The 20,655-nt window shown below is 64.4% G+C and carries 17 protein-coding genes; 9 read left to right on the plus strand and 8 right to left on the minus strand.

Translation table 11 applies throughout. From position 1 onward, the window contains the following. The first annotated feature begins 414 nt into the window (after positions 1-414). The 3 genes from rpe (at position 415) to O7A61_RS22510 (ending at position 3,912) form a co-directional block, all read left to right on the plus strand. Positions 415-1,092 (plus strand): ribulose-phosphate 3-epimerase, encoded by a 678-nt coding sequence (rpe, locus tag O7A61_RS22500; protein ID WP_337104836.1) that lies wholly within the window; start codon positions 415-417, stop codon positions 1,090-1,092. A 390-nt stretch (positions 1,093-1,482) separates the two neighbouring features. Further along, positions 1,483-2,229, plus strand: a complete 747-nt coding sequence (locus tag O7A61_RS22505; protein ID WP_337131673.1) for a GntR family transcriptional regulator — start codon at positions 1,483-1,485, stop codon at positions 2,227-2,229. 156 nt (positions 2,230-2,385) lie between these two features. Next, the gene (locus tag O7A61_RS22510) at positions 2,386-3,912 is read left to right on the plus strand and encodes a malonate--CoA ligase (RefSeq protein WP_337131674.1); all 1,527 of its coding nucleotides are present in this window, start codon (positions 2,386-2,388) and stop codon (positions 3,910-3,912) included. A 37-nt stretch (positions 3,913-3,949) separates the two neighbouring features. Here the strand turns inward: O7A61_RS22510 and O7A61_RS22515 are convergent, their stop codons facing one another. The 5 genes from O7A61_RS22515 to O7A61_RS22535 are packed head-to-tail and all read right to left on the minus strand — an operon-like array spanning position 3,950 to position 8,927. Beyond that, entirely contained in the window at positions 3,950-5,062 is a 1,113-nt protein-coding gene (locus O7A61_RS22515; RefSeq protein ID WP_337131675.1) for an NAD(P)/FAD-dependent oxidoreductase, read from the minus strand. 10 nt (positions 5,063-5,072) lie between these two features. After that, positions 5,073-6,242, minus strand: coding sequence for an N-acetylglucosamine-6-phosphate deacetylase (nagA, locus tag O7A61_RS22520; RefSeq protein ID WP_337131676.1), 1,170 nt, complete (start codon positions 6,240-6,242; stop codon positions 5,073-5,075). Then, entirely contained in the window at positions 6,239-7,273 is a 1,035-nt protein-coding gene (locus tag O7A61_RS22525) for an SIS domain-containing protein (protein WP_337131677.1), read from the minus strand. The genes nagA and O7A61_RS22525 overlap by 4 nt, the downstream gene beginning before the upstream one ends. Further along, the gene (locus tag O7A61_RS22530) at positions 7,270-8,052 is read right to left on the minus strand and encodes a GntR family transcriptional regulator (RefSeq protein ID WP_337131678.1); all 783 of its coding nucleotides are present in this window, start codon (positions 8,050-8,052) and stop codon (positions 7,270-7,272) included. Before O7A61_RS22530 ends, O7A61_RS22525 begins: the two co-directional genes overlap by 4 nt. After that, positions 8,049-8,927 (minus strand): N-acetylglucosamine kinase, encoded by an 879-nt coding sequence (locus tag O7A61_RS22535; protein WP_337131679.1) that lies wholly within the window; start codon positions 8,925-8,927, stop codon positions 8,049-8,051. The genes O7A61_RS22530 and O7A61_RS22535 overlap by 4 nt, the downstream gene beginning before the upstream one ends. Positions 8,928-9,126: 199 nt before the next feature. On the opposite strand from O7A61_RS22535, the gene O7A61_RS22540 reads away from it, so the two are divergent. From O7A61_RS22540 to O7A61_RS22565, 6 genes are all read left to right on the plus strand, one after another. Then, complete coding sequence (locus O7A61_RS22540; protein ID WP_337131681.1) at positions 9,127-10,041, plus strand: N-acetylmuramic acid 6-phosphate etherase; 915 nt, start codon at positions 9,127-9,129, stop codon at positions 10,039-10,041. A gap of 47 nt (positions 10,042-10,088) precedes the next feature. Then, positions 10,089-11,348 carry an ABC transporter substrate-binding protein gene (locus O7A61_RS22545; RefSeq protein WP_337131682.1) on the plus strand — a complete coding sequence of 420 codons (1,260 nt, stop codon included), beginning with the start codon at positions 10,089-10,091 and terminating at the stop codon, positions 11,346-11,348. 230 nt (positions 11,349-11,578) lie between these two features. Next, positions 11,579-12,508, plus strand: a complete 930-nt coding sequence (locus tag O7A61_RS22550) for a carbohydrate ABC transporter permease (RefSeq protein WP_337104828.1) — start codon at positions 11,579-11,581, stop codon at positions 12,506-12,508. A gap of 220 nt (positions 12,509-12,728) precedes the next feature. Next, entirely contained in the window at positions 12,729-13,568 is an 840-nt protein-coding gene (locus O7A61_RS22555; protein WP_337131683.1) for a carbohydrate ABC transporter permease, read from the plus strand. Beyond that, on the plus strand, positions 13,565-14,644 hold the full coding sequence (locus tag O7A61_RS22560; RefSeq protein ID WP_337131684.1) for a Gfo/Idh/MocA family protein: 1,080 nt from the start codon (positions 13,565-13,567) through the stop codon (positions 14,642-14,644). The genes O7A61_RS22555 and O7A61_RS22560 overlap by 4 nt, the downstream gene beginning before the upstream one ends. A gap of 220 nt (positions 14,645-14,864) precedes the next feature. Beyond that, positions 14,865-15,863 carry an ABC transporter ATP-binding protein gene (locus O7A61_RS22565; RefSeq protein ID WP_337131685.1) on the plus strand — a complete coding sequence of 333 codons (999 nt, stop codon included), beginning with the start codon at positions 14,865-14,867 and terminating at the stop codon, positions 15,861-15,863. Between the two features lie 205 nt (positions 15,864-16,068). Here O7A61_RS22565 and O7A61_RS22570 read toward each other — a convergent pair whose 3' ends face one another. The 3 genes from O7A61_RS22570 to O7A61_RS22580 all read right to left on the minus strand — a co-directional run bounded on the left by O7A61_RS22570 (position 16,069) and on the right by O7A61_RS22580 (position 20,448). Beyond that, positions 16,069-16,914, minus strand: a complete 846-nt coding sequence (locus O7A61_RS22570) for a fumarylacetoacetate hydrolase family protein (RefSeq protein ID WP_337131686.1) — start codon at positions 16,912-16,914, stop codon at positions 16,069-16,071. A 201-nt stretch (positions 16,915-17,115) separates the two neighbouring features. Then, complete coding sequence (locus O7A61_RS22575; RefSeq protein ID WP_140772948.1) at positions 17,116-17,847, minus strand: SDR family oxidoreductase; 732 nt, start codon at positions 17,845-17,847, stop codon at positions 17,116-17,118. Positions 17,848-18,075: 228 nt separating this feature from the next. Beyond that, complete coding sequence (locus tag O7A61_RS22580) at positions 18,076-20,448, minus strand: aldehyde dehydrogenase family protein (RefSeq protein WP_337131687.1); 2,373 nt, start codon at positions 20,446-20,448, stop codon at positions 18,076-18,078. Between the last annotated feature and the right edge of the window lie 207 nt (positions 20,449-20,655).

Here is a 20,655-nt window from a genome sequence, read left to right on the forward strand (position 1 = left end):
GCCTGCCAGTGCCTGATTGCAGCCGCAGCGCAGAACATCAAGAAAATCGCCCTTTGCCAGTGGCCAAAGCCAAGAACCGGCTTCGCCTGAGGCCCAAGAACCACCCGGTGTGCCTCCTGCGCCATCCTGTCAAATTATCCTGACACCAAAATCGCAAATCCATTCAGTCCCATAAAACAAAACCCCGCCGAAATTCGACGGGGGTTTGTCAGCAGTCTGAACCCGCCGGAGCAATCCGGCGGGTTTTCTTTATGATCAGGGCAGGCGGTGAGCGGCGGCAACAGGATCGGCAACGTCGCGACGTTGCCCCTGCCGGTGGAACCACTATACGTGCGCCCTCGACAAGTCGCCGGGAGCGCTTTAGGCAGTCGATTTGGGTGATCGTACGAAAAGATCGCCCGGAAAGGCCGCGAGATGAGCAAAAAAACCTTGATCGCACCGTCGGTGCTGGCATCGGATTTCTCGAAGCTCGGTGACGAGGTCGAGGCGGTGGCGGCGGCCGGTGCCGACTGGATCCATCTCGACGTGATGGACGGCCATTTCGTGCCGAACATCACCTTCGGCCCGCCTGTCATCAAGGCGATCCGCAACCGCACCAAGGCCTTTTTCGACTGCCACCTGATGATCGCGCCCGCCGATCCCTATCTCGCCGCCTTCGCCGAGGCCGGCTGCGACGGCATGACGGTGCATGCCGAGGCAGGGCCGCATCTCGACCGCTCGCTGCAGACGATCAGGAACCTCGGCAAGAAGGCCGGCGTCTCGCTCAATCCGGCGACGCCGGAAAGCGCCGTCGAATATGTGCTCGACCGGCTCGACCTGATCCTGATCATGACCGTCAATCCGGGTTTCGGCGGGCAGGCCTTCATCCCGGCAATGGTCGACAAGGTGAAAAGGGTCAAGGCATTGATCGGCGACCGGCCGATCCGCATCGAGATCGACGGCGGCGTCTCGTCGGAAACCGCGCCGCTGGTCACATCTGCCGGCGCCGACGTGCTGGTGGCCGGTGCCGCCATCTTCAGGGGCGGCGGCGTCGAAGCGTACCGCGCCAACATCGAGGCGATCAGGACCGCGGCCGACAAGGCCGCCGGCTAACGCAGCCGATCGACCGGTTTTAAATTTCGGTCGGCCAAGAACGTGGTGCCGAGAGTGGCCCCTCAGCGTCCGGGCCGGATCAAATCCGTGCAGAAGGCCTGAACCGACCAAACCGCGACTGCCTTTGCGCGCGGCAGAAAAGATGCTCGCATGGGGACACAAGAAACAGATGCCCATGCGTGCATACAAAACCCGTTAAGGTTCTGCTGGTTGTAGAGATATTCGAATTCCCGCGATCGGCGCGCCGATTGGGTATATTTCTTTGTTCTAAAGTACAATAGCGCGATCTTCTGCTTGAGCGGCGGAAGCGTGGCGCTGTATGGTACATGTATAGAAGGGGAATTTCTGACTCGAATTGCACAACACGACAGTTGGGGACAAGGAGTCGCTTTGACATATGGAGCTGCCAATCTGAACGACGACGGCACGGGCGCCAAGAGTACGCTTGCCAGCACGGTCTATCATCAATTGCGTGATGATCTTCTCGGCGGCGCTCTGGAAGCCGAAAGCAAGCTGCGCGTCGAATGGGTCGTTTCCAAATATGGCGCCGGTGCCTCTCCGGTTCGCGAAGCTCTCAATCGTCTTGCCTCGGAAGGCCTCCTCGGCCGCCACGACCAGCGTGGCTTCTTCATCATGCCGGTCAGTGCGGCCGAACTCGAGGAGCTGACGCGCACCCGCTGCTGGCTCGAGGAGCGGGCGTTGCGCGAATCGATCGCCCACCGCACCGCCGAATGGGAAGAACAATTGGTGCTGGCGCTGCATCGCCTTGGGCGCGCCTCACGGCTTTCGCCGCAAAGTACCTCGTCGCTCAATCCGGACTGGGAGAAATTGCATCGCACTTTCCATCGGGTGCTGATCTCGGCCTGCCGGTCGCACTGGCTGGTGGGGTTCTGCGACCAGCTTTCCGATCACGCCTATCGCTATCGGCAGATGGCCAATGACGGCGAGAGCGTCCAGCGCGACGATTTCGCCGAACACCGGCTGATTGCCGAAAATGCGCTGGACGGAAACGCGGATGGCGCCGTCCAGGCCCTGATCGATCACTACCAGCTGACCGCCGCCATGTGCATGGAACGCTTCAAGCAAGGCGAAGCGCCACAGGTCGCCGCCGGTCCGGGCCAGCGCGCCCACCGTTGACGGCTGCGCGCTCTGCTGTCCCATCTCTTAATTTTTTCGGTGGACGCCGGGCAGCCGTTTGCGGCTTGACGGCCGGGCCAGGAAACGCGAACGCTTCGCCGCGTGCCGACCCACGGCCGGCGTCGACATTGCCGTCACCCCACCCAGGAAGATTTCATGAGCAATCATCTGTTCGAAGCATTCCAGTCCCGGATGCCAGCGCCTGGGCATCTGTTGATGGAAACCGATGATGGACGCTCGCTCACCTATGGCGACATGCTGGCACGGTCGGCGCAATTCGCGCATGCGCTCCTCCAGATGGACGTCGCGCCCGGCGACCGGGTTGCCGTGCAGGTCGAGAAGAGCCCGGAGATGGTTATGCTCTATCTCGCCTGTGTGCGCGCCGGCGCCGTCTTCCTGCCGCTCAACACCGCCTACACGCTGGCCGAACTCGGCTATTTCTTCGACGATGCGGCACCCCGGGTCATCGTCTGCGATCCGGCACGATCGGCGGATATCCGTGGGATGGTCGAGCCGTCCGGTGCCGTGGTGGTCACGCTCGACCGCAATGGCCGGGGATCCCTTGCGGACCAGGCGTCGCGCCAGTCCTCCGATTTCCACGATGTCGAGCGCGGCGGCGACGACCTTGCGGCGATCCTCTACACGTCGGGAACGACCGGCCGCTCGAAAGGCGCCATGCTCAGCCACGAGAACCTCGCCTCGAACGCGCGGGTCCTGGTCGAGCAATGGCGCTTCACCAGGGACGACGTGCTGATCCACGCGCTGCCGATCTTCCATACGCACGGCCTGTTCGTCGCCACCAATGTCGTCCTGATGGCCGGCGCCTCGATGCTGTTCGAGCAGAAATTCGATGCGGGTCGCGTCGTCTCGCTGCTGCCGCGCGCCACCGCACTGATGGGCGTACCGACCTTCTACACCAGGCTGCTGCAACAGGAGGGGCTGGATCGCAAGGTGGCGAAAAACATCCGGCTGTTCGTATCCGGTTCCGCGCCTCTGCTGGCCGAAACGCACAAGGCCTGGAGCGAGCGTACCGGCCACGCCATCCTCGAGCGCTATGGCATGACCGAGACCAACATGAACACTTCCAACCCCTATGAGGGCGAGCGGCGCGCCGGCACGGTCGGCTTCCCCTTGCCTGGCGTAGCGCTGCGCATCGCCGATCCCGATTCCGGCAAGCCTCTTGGCCAGGGCGAGGTCGGCATGATCGAAGTCAAGGGTCCCAACGTGTTCGGCGGCTACTGGCGCATGCCGGAAAAGACCAGGGCGGAATTCCGCGCCGACGGCTTCTTCATCACCGGTGATCTCGGCATGATTGATGCCGACGGCTATGTCCACATCGTCGGTCGCGGCAAGGACCTGATTATTTCAGGCGGTTACAACGTCTATCCGAAGGAGCTCGAAAGCGAGATCGACGCGCTCGACGGCGTCCTGGAGAGCGCTGTCATCGGCCTTGCCCATCCGGACTTCGGCGAAGGCGTCACAGCTGTCGTCGTGCGCTCGCCCGCGTCGCGGATCACCGCGGCCGAAATCCTCGACGCCATCACCGGCCGTATGGCGAAGTACAAGCACCCGAAACGGGTGATCTTCGTCGACGAACTGCCGCGCAACACGATGGGCAAGGTGCAGAAGAACTTGCTTCGCGACAGCTACAAGGATCTCTACGCCTCAACCAAAGTCGGCTAAGCAGATATCCCGCTCCGGCCCGGCGCGACGTGCCGGTTCAGGTCGGGTACAAGAGTCCGACGATATGGTCGGCGATCGCCAGGCTCGCCGTCAGGCCGGGGCTCTCGATGCCGAACAGATTGACGATCTGGCTCGCGCCATGATCGGCTGGACCCTGGATCATGAAATCGGCTGAAGCTTGACCCGGGCCGGACAGCTTCGGCCTGATGCCGGCATAGGCCGGCTGCAGCGTGTCACCCGCAAGGTCAGGCCAATAGCGGCGGATCGCCTCGTGGAAGACAGCGCTTCGGCCGGGGTCGACCGTGTAATCCACGCCGTCGATCCATTCGACGTCGGGGCCAAAGCGCGCATTGCCGGCGAGGTCGAGCGTCAGGTGGATGCCGAGGCCGCCTTCGACCGGAACCGGATAGATCAGGCGCGAAAACGGCGACCGCCCCGGAAGCGCGAAATAATTGCCGCGCGCCAGCCACTGCCGGGGGACGAGCCCCCTTGGGAAACCGTCGATCCGGCTGGCCACCGCCTGCGCGTCGAGGCCCGTGGCGTTGACGAAAGCGCCGGCCTCCAAGGCGAAGGTCTCGCCATTGGCATCGCGCGTGTCGATCCGGATCGCGTCGGCTTCGATCGCCGCTCCGGCAACGCAAGTGAGGAACGCAAAGGACGCGCCGGCCGCTTCGGCGTCGCCGCGCAGCGACAACATCAGCGCATGGCTGTCTATGATGCCGGTCGATGGCGACAGCAACGCGGAGGCACAGGTCAGCGCCGGTTCCAGGCGCTCGGCCTCGCCGCGTGTCAAAAGCTGGAGATCGTCGACCCCGCAGCGTTTCGCATTGGCCTCGATCGCCCGCAACCCGCCCGCCTGGCCTGGCTCGCTGGCGACGATCAGCTTGCCGGTGCGGCGATGGCCGATATCATGTTCGGCGCAGTAGGCGTAGAGAAGCCGGCGGCCTTCGACGCAGAGCCGGGCCTTGAGGCTGCCAGGCGCATAATGGAGCCCGGCATGGATGACTTCCGAATTGCGTGAACTGGTGACGGTGCCAATCGCGTCGGCCTTTTCGATCACCACCACCTCGCGGCCCGAAAAGGCAAGCGCCCTGGCGACTGCAAGGCCGACGACACCTGCTCCGGCGACGACACAATCGATTGTCCGCATGGCCTCGCTCTCAGCGGGGAGCGACAGCCTCGAACACCTTGTCGCCGCCGATCCAGACGCTTCCTATGCCAAGATCGTCCGACAGCGCAACGATGTCCGCCGCCGTGCCATTGGCGAAGCGGCCAAGCCGGTGCGACTGGCCGATCGCCTGCGCCGGATAGAGCGAGGCCATGCGCAGGGCTTCGGACAGCTCGAGCCCAACGGTGCGGTGCATGAACCGGATTGCAGAGATCATGTCGAGGTCGGCGCCAGCCAGCGTGCCGTCGGCAAGCCTGAGGCTCCCGTCCTTGCGGTAGATGGTGCGGCCGTTGAGCGTGAACGAGCTCATATCGGTGCCGATGGTCGCCATCGCGTCGGTGACCAGCACGATCCTGCCCGGTCCCTGCTTGGCATCGAGCGCGATCCTGATCGTGGCCGGATGGACATGGATGCCGTCGGCGATCAGGCCGGCCGACAAGGTACCAATGTCGACGGCCGCGCCCGCCAGTCCGGGCTCGCGATTGCCGATCTGGCTCATCGCGTTGAAGAGGTGGGTAACGACGCTGGCGCCGGCCTCGGCGAAGGCTTTTGCCGTGGCATGGCCTGTGTCAGAATGGCCGAGGCTGACGATGATCCCGGCCTTGGCCAACGCCCTGACGCGGGCCGCGTCGACGGATTCCGGCGCGATCGTGGTCAGCAGCACCGGCAACTTGTCGCGCGCCGCGATCAGCATGGCCTGGTCGGCGTCCGTCATCGGCCGGATCAGCGCCGGATCGTGAGCGCCCTTACGGGCGATCGACAGATGCGGACCTTCCAGATGCAGGCCGAGAAAACCCGGCACTTTCTGCAGCGCTGCCGCTTCGCCGGCGGCGATCGCGGCGGCGGTGATTGCGGGCGTGTCGGTGATCAGCGTCGGCAGCAGCGCCGTCGTGCCGAACGGCGCGTGCGCGCGGCAGATGGTTTCGATCGAGGCGACGTCGGGATGGTCGTTGAGCATCACCCCGCCGCCGCCATTGACCTGGATATCGACAAAGCCAGGCACCAGCATGCCACCGGTGTCGATGGCGCGGATATCCCCGGGAAGTGCACCTTGCGGCAGCATGGCTTCGACGAGGCCGTCGCGCACGACAAGTGCTGCGCCTTCATGCCAGTCGTCGCCGTCGAAAATGCGGGCGCCGGTCAGGGCAAAACGATCGCTCATACGGTCTCCGTCACTTTGCGAAGGTTGCGTGGTGCGTCCGGGTCGAGGCCGCGATGGCGGGCAAAGGCCTCGACGAACATGTAGAAGGAGACGATCAGCGTCAGCGGATCGGTCAGCGGGTGACCGGTGGCGACATGCGGCAGGCGCGTTGCACGATTGGCGAGTGCCGAGGTGACGAACACCGGCGCGCCCTTGGCCGCCAGGCTGTCGGCGGCTTCGGCGACGGATGGCTCGGATGCGTCGCGCGCGGCCAGCGCCAGCACCGGAAAGTCGGGGCCGATCAGCGCCAGCGGGCCGTGCATGACTTCGGCCGCGCTGTAGGCCTCGGCATGCATGCCGCAGGTCTCCTTGAACTTCAGCGCCGCTTCGTTGGCCATCGCCGCCGACGGGCCACGGCCGAGAATGAACAGCGACTTCTGCTTCTCGATCGTTTCGGCCAGCACGCTCATCCAGTCGCAGGCGATCGCCTTGCCGAAGTGCTCGGGCAGGCGGGCCAGTGCCGCGAGAAGCGCTTCGTCGCCGGTGGAATGCGCCATCAGGGCGAGCCCGGCAACGGCGGAGTTGATGAAGGTCTTGGTTGCCGCGACGCTGCGCTCGGGGCCGGCCAGGATGTCGATGGCGAAATCCGAGGCCCGTGCGAGCGGCGAATCGGCGGTGTTGGTTACGGCGATGGTCAGCGCGCCGCCGGCCCGGGCGGTTTCGGCCATGGCGACGATGTCGGGGCTCTTGCCCGATTGCGAGATCGCCAGGCAGGCCGAGCCGCCGAGCCGCAGCTTGCGGCCGTAGATCGAGGCGATGGAGGGCCCGACCGAGGCGACGGCAAGGCCCGCGGTCAGCTCGACGGCATATTTCATGAAGGTGGCGGCATGGTCGGACGAGCCGCGTGCCACGGTGACGACGAAATGCGGGTCGCGTTCCCTGATGCCGCGCCCCGCTTCGGCCAGCACCGCTCCCGAGCCGTCGAGCAGGCGGGCGACGGCCTGCGGGATCTCTTCGATCTCGCGCTGCATATGAGTGGTGTTGGCAATCATGGTCGGCCCTCTTCGCTTGGCCCTGTCAGCCGCAGTTCGGCGACGAAATCATAGGCGTCGCCCCGGTAGATGGAGCGGGTGAACTCGATCACCTTGCCGCTCGCCAGATAAGAAATACGCTCGATGTGCAGGCCGGCAATGCCTGGCGGCACTTCGAGCAGGCGCGCGTCGCCATCGCCGAGATTGGCGGCGGAGATGCGCTGCACGGCGCGCACCGGCCGGTTGCCGGTCAGTTCCAGTGCCGCGTAGAGCGAGGAGCCAATGCCGGCCGGGTAGGGCAGCACGCTGGCCGACAGCGAGGCGCGTTCGATCGCCAGCGGCGTATCGTTGGCGATGCGCAGGCGCGCCACGCGCGCCACCAGTTCGTTCGACGACAGGCCGAGCACCATCATCTCGTCGGGCGACGGCGCGTAGAGGCCGCGGTCGAGCCAAGCCGAGCGCACGGCCATGCCGCGCCGCGCCATGTCCTCGGTGAAGGAGGTCAGCCGCGACAGCGATTGTTCGACGCGTTCCATGCGCGGCGCCACGAAGGTGCCGGAGCCGTGCCGCTGCACCAATATGCCGCCCTTGACCAGGTCCTGCACCGCCTTGCGCACGGTGACGCGCGAAATGTCGGCCTTGGTGGCGATGTCGCGCTCGGAAGGCAGCGCGTCGCCCGGGCCGATCAGGCCGCGATTGACGGCGTCCTCGATGCTTTTGCGCAGCTGCAGATAAAGCGGCGCACCGCTTTGCGAGGATTGTTTGAGCGCGGCGAAGATCTGGTCGGCGGCATCGCTCATCGTGCAGCCTCCGGCCTGGCGAACAGACGCGCCGCCATCTGCACCGCGCCGCCAAGCGCGTCGTCGAGCGGTTCCTTCAGCAGGGCACGGTAGCGCGCCGACAGGCGCGGCGCATAGAGCGGCGCCAGCCCGCCGAGCAGGCAGAGCGGCGCTCCGGCCGCGAGGTCGAGCGCGCCGAGCGAGGCCTCGACATCGGCGACCGCCTTGTCGAGGATCCAGTTGGCGACGATGTCGCCTTTTTGCGCGTGTTCGAACACTTTCGGCGCGAAGCCGCCGAAATCGCCGGGCTTGGCGTTGGTGGTGAATTCGACCACGTCCTCGGGATTGTTGCGGAAAACGGCCATCATGCTGTCGGTCAGCGGCGAGGCCTGGCGCACGCCGTCATGCGCGAGCAATGTCTGTTCCAGGAGGTCGCGGCCGATGCGGGCGCCGCTGCCCTGGTCGCCGACCTGGAACCCCCAGCCGCCGATGGCGCGCGATTTGCCGTTCTTGCGCGCCATATAGGCTGTGCCGGTGCCAAGGATCGCCATCGCGCCGTCACCCGAACCGACCGCGCCTTCGAGCGCGATTTCCGCGTCGGTCTCGACACGGCTGGTGCTGAACGGCAGGATCGCTTCGAGCTGCTGCCGATAGGTTCCGACATTGGCGCCGGCAAGGCCGAGAATGGCCGGTGTTTGCGGGATTAGCTCGGGATCTTGCCCGGCGGCGATGAAAGCCTGCCGCGCCGCATCGACGATGTTCGAGCGGGCGCCGGTGAGGTCGGTGCGGATGTTGGCGGCGCCGCTTTTGGCGCGGCCGACGACAACGCCGTCCACTGTAGCCAGTGCGGCCCTGCAGCTGGTGCCGCCGCCATCGATGCCGAGCACGAATTTCACACGACTTCTCCTCCAGCAGGATAATACCAATAAAATACCAATAGCCAAGGGTTAATTTCCGTTTCAAAAAAATTGAGCCGTATTTGATTGAGAAAACTGCGCAATCCGTCGGTTCGGCGATTTCCTGTCCGCGAATTCATTAATGCGTGTGGACAAGTGGTATTTTTTTGGTATTGTTTTGTGGATAGGAGGAACTGGGATGGCCGGAACGCGCACCGAAGCGCTGCATGGGAATGCCGAGGGGCTGGATATCCAGGCTCCCGAAGCGATCCTCGGCTCGCTGGCCGATGCGCAGGTCGAGGCCGCGAAGACGGTCCGCAACGCCATTCCCTCCATCGCCAGGGCAGCCGAGATCATTGCCGGCTGCCTGAGCAGCGGCGGCAAGCTTGCTTATGCCGCGGCCGGCAGCTCCGGCCTGATGGCGCTGGCCGACGCGCTGGAACTGCCCGGCACGTTCGGCATCCAGCGCGACCGCATCGCCATCCTGATCGCCGGCGGCGACGAAGCCTTCAGGACACTGGCCGGCGGGCCCGAGGATGATGCCGAGGAGGCGTCGACCGCGGTCGCCAATGCCGGCATCGGCGCGGGCGATTGCCTGATCGCTCTTTCCGCCAGCGGCACGACGCCCTATGCGGTGCGCGCAATCGAGGATGCGCGGCGCCGGGGTGCCGCCACCATCGGCATTGCCAACAACAGGGGCTCGGCTCTGCTCCGGCAGGCCGACACCGCCATCCTGCTCGAAACACCGCCGGAAGTCATCGCCGGCTCGACCCGCATGGGCGCCGGCACGGCGCAGAAAATCGCGCTCAACATGCTCTCGACGCTGACCGCCATTCATCTTGGCCATGTCCATGACGGCTACATGGTGAACCTCAACGCCGACAACATGAAGCTGCGCGACCGCGCGACGCGCATCGTCGCCGCCGTCACCGGCCGCGGCCACGAAGAGGCCGCCAGCCTGCTCGAAAAGAGCGGTGGCGCGGTCAAGACCGCCATTCTGCTCGCCGCCGGCGCCGACAGCGCCGACGCGGCGCAGAAGATACTGGAACGGACAGGCCATAAGCTGCGGCCAGCCCTTTCCGCGATCGAGGGGAACAAGGGCTCCAAAGCCTAGGTTCTCATCAAAACCGAACCTGAAAAAGGTCAACAGGGAGACTGAGCATGACAACGAAACTACTGACGGCACTGCTTCTGGGCACCAGCATTCTCGGCTCCGCCGGGTTGGCTCACGCCGAGGACGTAACGCTCAACATCGAAAGCTGGCGCGGCGACGACCTTGCCATCTGGAAGGACAAGCTGATCCCGGCCTTCGAAGCCAAGAACCCCGGCATCAAGGTGGTGTTCGCCCCGTCGGCTCCGACCGAATATGACGCCGCTCTCGGCGCCAAGCTCGCCGCCGGTTCGGCGGGCGACCTGATCACCTGCCGCCCCTTCGACAAGTCGCTCGAACTGTTCAAGAAGGGTAACCTTGCCGATCTCTCGGCGCTGCCCGGCATGGAAAACTTCTCGCCCGTCGCCAAGTCCGCCTGGCAGACCGATGACGGCAAGGCGAGCTTCTGCGTGCCGATGGCGTCCGTCATCCACGGCTTCATCTACAACAAGGACGCCTTCGATAAGCTCGGCATCAAGGTGCCTCAGACTCGCGACGAGTTCTTCGCCGCGCTCGACAAGATCAAGGCCGACGGCACCTACATCCCGATGGCGATGGGCACCAAGGACCTCTGGGAAGCCGCGACCATGGGCTACCAGAACATCGGCCCCAACTACTGGAAGGGCGAGGACGGCCGCGCGGCGCTGATCAAGGGCGATCAGAAGCTGACCGACAAGGACTGGGTCGCTCCTTACGAGGAACTGGCCAAGTGGAAGCCATATCTCGGCGACGGCTTCGAAGCCCAGACCTATCCGGACAGCCAGAACCTGTTCACGCTCGGCCGCGCCGCCATCTACCCGGCCGGCTCGTGGGAAATCGGCCTGTTCAACACGCAGGCCCAATTCAAGATGGGCGCCTTCCCGCCGCCGGTCGAGAAGGCAGGCGACACCTGCTACATCTCCGACCATACCGATATCGGCATGGGCCTGAACGCAGCCTCCAAGCATGCGGACGCGGCCAAGACCTTCCTGTCCTGGGTGGCCTCGCCGGATTTCGCCACCATCTACGCCAACGCGCTGCCGGGCTTCTTCAGCCTGAACTCCGCACCGGTGAAGATGCAGGACCCGCTGGCGCAGGAATTCGTCTCCTGGCGCGGCAAGTGCAAGTCGACGATCCGCTCGACTTACCAGATCCTGTCGCGCGGCACGCCGAACCTCGAAAACGAGACCTGGGTTGAATCGGCCAACGTCATCAACGGCACCGATACGCCCGAAGCCGCGGCCAAGAAGCTGCAGACCGGCCTCGACAGCTGGTATAAGCCGGCCAAGTAAGGGCTCAGCAACGGAGTCGGCTGGGCGCATGCCCGGCCGGTTCCGGATTATCCTGTTCCATATTGCGATTGTCGGCTCTGCCTCACGGCTTTACCCTGCTCTTGTTGGGGGAAGGCTAGCTGATCAGTCGCAGGCCTTTGTCTTGCCGCGCCGGGCAAGGTTGGGCCATGCATCGAGACATCATCTAGCATCACATCGTCTGGAACCGAGAGACGGCGGGGACCGAACTCATGGCCGCACAAACACGACCGAAAAGACCGTTCCGCTGGCATATCGCCGTCTTCCTGGCGCCGGCGGTGCTGGTCTATACGGCGATCATGATCCTGCCGCTGGCCGGCACGCTGCAGCTTTCGCTGTTCCGCAACGTCGACCAGTCCCAGGTCTTCGTCGGCCTGGACAATTTCCGCGCCCTGTTCGGCGACCCCAACTGGTCGGTGAATTTCTGGAACGCGCTGCGCAACAATGTCTGGTTCTTCATCATCCACATGCTGGTGCAGAACCCGGTCGGCGTGCTTTTGGCCGCCATCCTGTCCAGCCCGAAGCTGCGGTTCTCGGCCTTCTACCGCACGGCGATCTTCGTGCCGACCATCCTGTCCTTCGTCATCGTCGGCTTCGCCTGGAAATTGATCCTGTCGCCGCTGTGGGGCGTGGCGCCGCATCTGCTCGACTTCGTCGGCCTGAAAAGCCTGTTCACGCCGTGGCTCGGCAAGGAGCAATACGCGCTGACCGCGCTCAGCCTGATCTCGGTGTGGCAGTTCATCGGCATTCCGATGATGCTGATCTATGCCGCCTTGCTGTCGATCCCCGAAGAGGTGATCGAGGCGGCCGAATGCGATGGCATCACCGGCTTGTCGCAGTTCTGGAAGATCAAGCTGCCGCTGATCCTGCCCTCGATAGGCATCATCTCGATCCTCACCTTCGTCGGCAATTTCAACGCCTTCGACCTGATCTACACCGCACAGGGCGCGCTCGCCGGGCCGAACTATTCGACCGATATTCTCGGCACCTTCCTCTACCGCGCCTTCTTCGGTTTCCAGCTGCAGGTCGGCGACCCCAACATGGGCGCGACCATCGCCACGATCATGTTCCTGATCATCCTCGGCGGTGTCTGCGTCTACCTCTTCCTCATCCAGACGCGCCTGCGTCGCTACCAGTTCTGAGGGCGGAGATGTCACGGCTGAACACCCCCCTCTGGCCTGCCGGCCATCTCCCCCCCTGGGGGGGAGATCAGATGTCACTACTGCTTTCGCCAATCGCCAACGTTGCAAAGTGGGCGGCAAGGCCAACGCTGCCGATCTCCCCCCTTGAGGGGGAGATGGCCGGCAGGCCAGAGGGGGGCGCCTTGGAACCAGCCTCTCTGTGCGCTTGGGAGTTTTTCCAATGAGCATCGCCACCCGTTCACTGCCCCGCACCATCGGCGCCCACGCGATCCTGCTGACCTACACGGCGATAGCGCTTTTCCCCGTGGTTCTGGTCATCGTGAATTCGTTCAAGTCGCGCGCGGGCATCTTCGGCGCGCCGCTGACGCCGCCGACGCCGAAAACTTTCGACATGATCGGCTACACCACGGTGATCGGCCAGGGCGACTTCGTCCATTATTTCCAGAACAGTCTCGTCGTCACCGTCGGCTCGCTGTTCTTCGTGCTGCTGTTCGGCGCCATGGCGGCGTTCGCGCTGTCGGAGTACCGCTTTCGCGGCAACACGCTGATGGGGCTTTACCTGGCGCTCGGCATCATGATCCCGATCCGCCTCGCCACCGTCGCCATCCTGCAATTGATGGTGGCGAGCGGGCTGGTCAACACGCTGACCGCGCTGGTCCTGGTCTACACCGCGCAAGGCCTGCCGCTGGCCGTCTTCATCCTGTCCGAATTCATGAAGCAGGTCTCCGACGACCTGAAGAATGCCGGCCGCATCGACGGCCTGTCCGAATACACCATCTTCTTCCGCCTGGTGGTACCGCTGGTGCGGCCGTCGATGGCGACGGTCGCCGTCTTCACCATGATCCCGATCTGGAACGATCTGTGGTTCCCGCTGATCCTGGCGCCGTCGGAAGAGACCAAGACGGTGACGCTCGGCGCCCAGCTTTTCCTCGGCCAATTCGTCACCAACTGGAACGCCATCCTGGCCGCGCTCTCGCTGGCGATCCTGCCGGTGCTGATCCTCTACGTCATCTTCTCGCGGCAGCTGATCCGCGGCATTACTTCCGGAGCCGTCAAGTGAGTTCAGAATCACCCCTTCGCGTCCCAAATCCCCTGCGAGTAATCGTCGCCGGCCTCGGCAATATGGGCCGCAGCCATGCGCTGGCCTATCACACCCATCCGGGTTTTCAGATCGCGGCGCTGGTCAATCGCTCCGACGTGCCGTTGCCTGGAGGGCTGTCCGGCTATGGCATCAGGCGTTCCTTCGACGACGCGCTACGCGAGGAAAAACCCGACGTCGCCTGCATCGCCACCTATTCCGACAGCCACGCCGACTATGCGGTAAAGGCGTTCGAGGCCGGCTGCCATGTCTTCGTCGAAAAGCCGCTGGCAACGACGGTGGCGGACGCCAAGCGCGTCGTCGCCGCAGCCAAGGCCAATGGCAAGAAACTGGTGATCGGCTACATCCTGCGCCATCACCCGTCCTGGATCCGATTGATCGCCGAGGCGCGCAAGCTCGGCGGTCCCTACGTCTTTCGCATGAACCTCAATCAGCAATCCTCGGGCCATACCTGGGAAACGCACAAGCAGTTGATGCGGACGACATCGCCGATCGTCGATTGCGGCGTGCACTATCTCGACGTCATGCTGCAGATCACCGACGCCAAGCCAATCGAGGTGCGCGGCATGGGCGTGCGGCTGACCGACGAGGTGGCGCCCTCCATGTACAATTACGGCCATCTGCAGGTGCTGTTCGATGACGGCTCGGTCGGCTGGTACGAGGCCGGCTGGGGTCCGATGATTTCCGAGACGGCCTTCTTCGTGAAGGATGTCATGTCGCCCAAGGGCTGCGTGTCGATCGTCATGAAGGAGGGCGTGAGGTCCGACGATATCGACACCCACACCAAGACTTCGACCATCCGTCTGCACAGCGCTGAAACCGGGCCGGACGGCAAATTCGCCAGGCCGGACGAGATGCTGTCGATGGAAGGCGAACCCGGTCATCAGGATCTCTGCGATCTCGAACAGGCTTTTGTCCTCAAGGCAATCCGCGAGGACATCGATCTCACCAGACACATGGACGACGCGGTGCGGTCGCTCGCCGTCTGCCTTGCCGCCGACGAGAGCGTGCGCAGCGGCAAGGCGGTGCGACTGTGACCAGGCTGCCGTCGTCAGCGCTCTACGGCGCCCCCCTCTGTCCTACCGGACATCTCCCCCTCAACGGGGGAGATCGACTGTCTCGGTTGCCTTCGCCAATCACCAACATTGCAAGAAGAAAGGCTGGGTCGACGCTGCCAATCTCCCTCCTTGAGGGGGAGATGGCCGGCAGGCCAGAGGGGGGTGCTTTCGCGCCCACGCATCAATTTGGAGGACTGCCGTGGGCTCGCTGAAGATCGAGAACGTGAAGAAGGCCTTTGGGCCGGTCGAGGTGCTGAAGGGCATCGACCTAGAAGTGACGGATGGCGAGTTCGTCGTCTTCGTCGGCCCTTCGGGCTGCGGCAAGTCGACCTTGCTCCGCGTCATCGCCGGGCTGGAGGATTCGACCTCTGGCCGGGTGCTGATCGATGGCGACGACGTCTCCGTCACGCCGCCGGCAAAACGCGGCATCGCCATGGTGTTCCAGACCTATGCGCTTTATCCGCATCTGACGGTGAAGAACAATATGGGCCTCGGCCTCAAGCAGGCGAACACGCCGGCGGCGGAGATCGATCGCCGCATCGGCGTCGCCTCGTCCATGCTGTCGCTGGAGCCCTATCTCGAAAGGCGGCCGGCGGAGCTCTCCGGCGGCCAGCGCCAGCGCGTCGCCATCGGCCGCGCCGTGGTGCGCGAGCCAAAGCTGTTCCTGTTCGACGAGCCGCTGTCGAACCTCGACGCGGCACTGCGCGTCAACACGCGGCTGGAAATCGCGCAGCTGCATCGCCGGCTCAAGGCGACGATGATCTACGTCACCCACGACCAGGTCGAGGCGATGACGCTGGCCGACAAGATCGTCGTACTCAACGCCGGAAAAATCGAGCAGATCGGCGGCCCGATGGAGCTCTACAATTCGCCGGCAAACGAGTTCGTCGCCGGCTTCATCGGTTCGCCAAAGATGAATTTCGTCGACGGCGCCCGGCTCGGCGAGACGGCCAAGACCATCGGCGTGCGGCCGGAGCATCTGACCGTCGATCCCAAGTCAGGCGCCTGGAAGGGCACTGTCGTCCATGCCGAGCATCTCGGCGCCGACACCAATCTTTATCTGGATTGCGAGAAGGCCGGCCTGATCACCGTACGGATTTTCGGCGTCTACGACGCGGAACCCGGCGCCACGCTCTATGCGACGCCCGATGCGGCGAAGACGTATCGGTTTGGGCCGGATGGGAGGGTGCTGAAGTAGGACGCGCCGGTACTTCTTCCTTCTCCCCCTGTGGGGCCCGAAGGGCGGGCGAGGCCCGTGACTCGCCCAGGGCGGTGGCCGCGAAGCGGCCGGATGAGGGGTGCTCCAGCTTGGCACCGACGGCATTCCGTCACCCACCCCTCAACCGTCTCGGCGCTGCGCGCCGATCCACCTTCTCCCACAGGGGGAGAAGGGAAGGGCGCGCTTAAATGTCGGCCTTGAACGTCTGCTTCTGCTGGCCGAGCCCCTCGATACCCAGCTCCACCACGTCACCCGCCTTCAAGAACACTGGCGGCTTCATGCCGAGGCCGACGCCGGGCGGGGTGCCTGTTGAAATAATGTCGCCGGGATGCAGCGACATGAACTGGCTGAGATAGGAGACGAGATAGGCAACGCCATAGACCATGGTCCTGGTCGAGCCGTTCTGCATCGTCTTGCCGTTGACCGTCAGCCACATTTTGAGGTTGTGCGGGTCGGCCACTTCGTCCTTGGTCACCAGCCACGGGCCGGTCGGGCCGAACGTGTCGCAGCTCTTGCCCTTCGTCCACTGGCCCTGGCGCTCGGCCTGGAAGGCGCGTTCCGACACGTCGTGCGCGACGCAATAGCCGGCGACGTAGTCGAGCGCATCGGCTTCGCTGACATATTTGGCTTTTCTGCCGATGATCACGCCGAGCTCGACTTCCCAGTCGGTCTTCTCGGAACCACGCGGGATCAGCACGTCGTCGTCGGGGCCGACGATGGCCGAGCTTGCCTTCATGAAGATGATCGGCTCAGGCGGCACGGTGGCGCCGGTTTCCGCGGCATGGTCGGAATAGTTGAGGCCGATGCAGATGAACTTGCCGGTGCCGGCAACGCAGGCGCCAAGGCGCGGCTTGCCGGAAACCACCGGCAGCGACTTCGCGTCGAGCTTCGACAGCATATCCAGCGAGGCCGGATGAAGCGTGGTGCCGGCAATATCGGCGACATGGGCGGAGAGATCACGGATCGTTCCATCCGCATCGAGCAGGCCGGGACGTTCGCTCCCCATCTCGCCATAGCGCAGCAGTTTCATGCATCTTCTCCTGATTGCGGCCTCATGGCCGTTCTACAAACTCTCCGCCGAGGCATCAGCCCTTCTGGAACCCGGCGGACCGTAGCCACCGGCCTGCTTCACGACAAGCGCGGACAGCCTGTTGTGACGGCCGGCGAGCGGGATTTTCAGACTTCGCGATCCCTCGTCAAACCCGATCTTCCCGTTGTCCCCGGACGGCGCTCAGATCGACCAGCCGCCGTCGATATTATAGGCCTGACCCGATGTGTAGGTGGCGCCGGCCAGGTAGACGGCGAGATCGGCGATCTCCTCCGGCGTGCCGAGCCGGCCCATCGGCTGGCGGGCGATGAAGGCGGCGCGGGCGGCGTCGTAATCGCCCTGGGCGTGCATGCGGTCCTGCAGCGACGGGCTTTCGACGGTGCCGGGGCAAATGGCGTTGCAGCGTATGCCCTTGCCGACATAGTCGGCCGCGACCGCCTTGGTCAGGCCGATGACCGCCGCCTTGGTGACGCCATAGGCGAAGCGGTTCGGCACGCCCTTGGTCGAACTGGCGAGCGAAGCCATGTTGATGATCGATCCGTCGCCGCGCTCCAGCATGCCGGGCAGTACCGCCCGGATGGTGCGGATCATGGCGCGTACATTGAGATTGAAGGCGAAATCGAGATCGGTGTCCTTCATCTCCAGGATCGAGCCCGAATGGACGAAACCGGCGCAGTTGAACAGCACATCGACGGCGCCGATCTCGGCAAAGGCGGCATTGACCGCCTCGTCGTTGAGCACGTCGACCTTGCGGGTCTTGATGCCGGAGGCCTTAGCGAGTTCCGCCAGCAGCGTCTCGTTGATGTCGGTGGCATGGACGGTGGCGCCGGCCTTGGCGAAGGCCAGCGCGCTTGCCTTGCCGATGCCTTGCGCCGCCGCCGTGATGACAACGACCTTGCCTGCCAGATCCGCCATATCTTTTCCTCGCCTGCTTGGGTCAATTGCCTTTATCGGCGGCCGGCGAAGGCGTCATGTGCCAGTCAGGCGCGATCGTCCGGCCTGTGCCAGTTCACTGATAAAGATGTTTTTTCTCGTTAAAGAACATATGTTCGGGCGTCAAGCCCGAACGCGATCACCAACCGCAACAGAGCTCCAGGCATGTCGTTGTCCCAAAACCGCTGCGCACTTTTGGGCGACATGCCTTTAGTCCCCGTAAGGCACCCAGACATTCTTCACCTCGATGGCGTGGCGCAGCAAGGCATCGCCGGCGGCGTCTTCCGAGGCCCAGTCGAGGCTGCGGCCATTGCCGCTCCAGACGCGCTTGAGGTTGCCGATGGAGTCGGCTTCCGCCTTGGCGCAGGTCTCGGCGTCGGTGAACAGCCAGAGCCCGTCGACGTCGTCGTGCTTGGCCAGCACGCCGGCAAGTTCGGCGCTGCGGCCGGTTACGATGTTGATGGCGCCGGCCGGCACGTCGGAATATTCGATGACCTGATAGAGATCGGTGGCGAGCAGCGGATATCGCTCCGAAGGCACGGCGATCACCGTGTTGCCCATGGCCAGCGCCGGCGCGACCAGTGAGATGAAGCCGAGCAGGGGCTGATTGTCCGGCGCGACGATGCCGACGACGCCGACCGGCTCATGCAGCGCCAGCGTCACGGCTCGGGCCGGCGGCTGGTGGACGCGGCCCTCGAACTTGTCGGCGAGGCCGGCATAGAGAAACAGCCGTTCGATCGAGAGCTCCACCTCGTCGCGCGCGGCCTTGGCATTGGCCCCGGTCAGTTCGGTGAGGCGGGCGGCAAACTCGCTTGCGCGGCCGGAAAGGTTCTCGGCCAGGTAATAAAGCACCTGGGACCTGTTGTAGGCGGTCGCCTCCGGCCAGCTCTTACAGGCGCGGGCGGCCGAAACCGCATCGCGGATATCCTTGCGGCTGCCGAGCCCGACTTCGCCGGCGAGTTTGCCCTTGGCCGTCGCGACGGCAATCGAGTAATTGCCGTCGGGGCGCACTTGCTTGCCGCCAATGAACAGCTTTGCCGTGCGGTCGATTGCCACGCCATCGGCCTGCTCGACGGGCTGCGCGGAGGATGTCGCCGGTTTGATGACCGGGCCGAGCGGCAGTTTCGCCGCGAGATATTCGAACATGCCCTCGCGCCCGCCTTCGCGGCCGAAGCCGCTTTCGCGATAGCCGCCGAAGCCGCAGGCGGCGTCGAACATGTTGGTGCCGTTGACCCAGACCACGCCGGCCTTCAGCTGCGGCGCCACATGGAGGGCAAGATTGACGTTCTCGCTCCACACCGAGGCCGCCAGGCCATAGCGCGTGTTGTTGGCGAGCTCGATCGCTTCCTCGGTGTTGCGGAAGGTCATGGTGGCGAGCACAGGCCCGAACACTTCTTCCTGCGCCAGGATATTAGCCGGCGAAACGCCAGTAGCGAGCGTCGGCAGGTGATAGTAACCCGACGACGGCAGCGTTGCATCCGGCTGCCAGCAGACGGCGCCCTGCCTGGCGCCCTCGGCGATCAGTCCCTTGACGCGTTCGAGCTGGGTCAGGTCGACCAGGGGGCCGATATCGGTGTTCTTGTCGAGCGGGCTGCCGACACGCAGTCGGCTCATCCTGACCTTGACCTTGGCGAACAAGGCGTCGGCGATGCCTTCCTGCACCAGCAGGCGCGAACCGGCGCAGCAGACCTGGCCCTGATTGAACCAGATGCCGTCGACCAGCCCTTCCACGGCGCTGTCGAGATCGGCGTCCTCGAAGACGATGAAGGCCGATTTGCCGCCGAGCTCCAGCGACAGTTTTTTGCCCGAGCCCGCCGTGGCCTTGCGGATGATCTTGCCGACCTCGGACGAGCCGGTGAAGGCGATCTTCTGGATGCCGGGGTGATTGACGATCGCAGCACCGGCTTCCGGACCGCCCTGGACGATATTGACGACGCCCTTCGGCACACCGGCGCGTTCGCATATCTCGGCGAACAAGATGGCGGTGAGTGGCGTGAATTCGGCGGGCTTCAGCACCACGGTACAGCCCGCCGCAAGCGCCGGCGCGATCTTCCAGGCCAGCATCAGCAGCGGAAAGTTCCACGGGATGATCTGGCCGACGACGCCGACACCCTTGTGGCCGGGAAAATCCCGGTCCAGCGCCTGCGCCCAGCCGGCATGATGGATAAAATGGCGGATCGCCAGCGGCACGTCGATGTCGCGGCTTTCGCGGATCGGCTTGCCGTTGTCGATTGTCTCAAGCACCGCGAACAGCCGCTGGTGGCGCTGCATGGCGCGGCCGATGGCGTAGAGCACTTTCGCGCGCTGGTAGCCGGTGCTGGCGCTCCATTTCGGCAGCGCCTTGGTGGCCGCCGCGACCGCCGCGTCGATGTCGGCGGCATTGGCGTCGGAGACTTTGGCCAGCAGCTTGCCGGAAGATGGTTCGCTGGTGTCGAAGGTCTTGCCGCCGCTCGCCGCCTTCCAATCGCCGCCGATGAACAGCGCCTTGCCGAAATCGCGCGCCGCGAGCCAGGCGTCCGCCTCATTACGAGCTTCCGGCGCCGGGCCATATTCCATTGCGTGATAACGTTCGAGAATGTTCATGGATTTGTTCCTTGCAGGCTGATCCGAAGCCTAGCACCCCTCATCCGACCGAGCTTCGCTGGGCCACCTTCTCCCACAAGGGGCCTGTTGCGCAATATTGCGGGAGGCGTGTTGTGAGGATTGAGGGCGGCCATTTTCGTTGCTTTGGAGGCTTTTCGGGGTTTGGGAGCCGCGCCTTTGCGGCGTTTGGCGGATTTCGGGCGCAGC

Source organism: Mesorhizobium sp. Cs1321R2N1 (genome assembly GCF_037179725.1).
Lineage (GTDB): Bacteria > Pseudomonadota > Alphaproteobacteria > Rhizobiales > Rhizobiaceae > Mesorhizobium > Mesorhizobium salmacidum.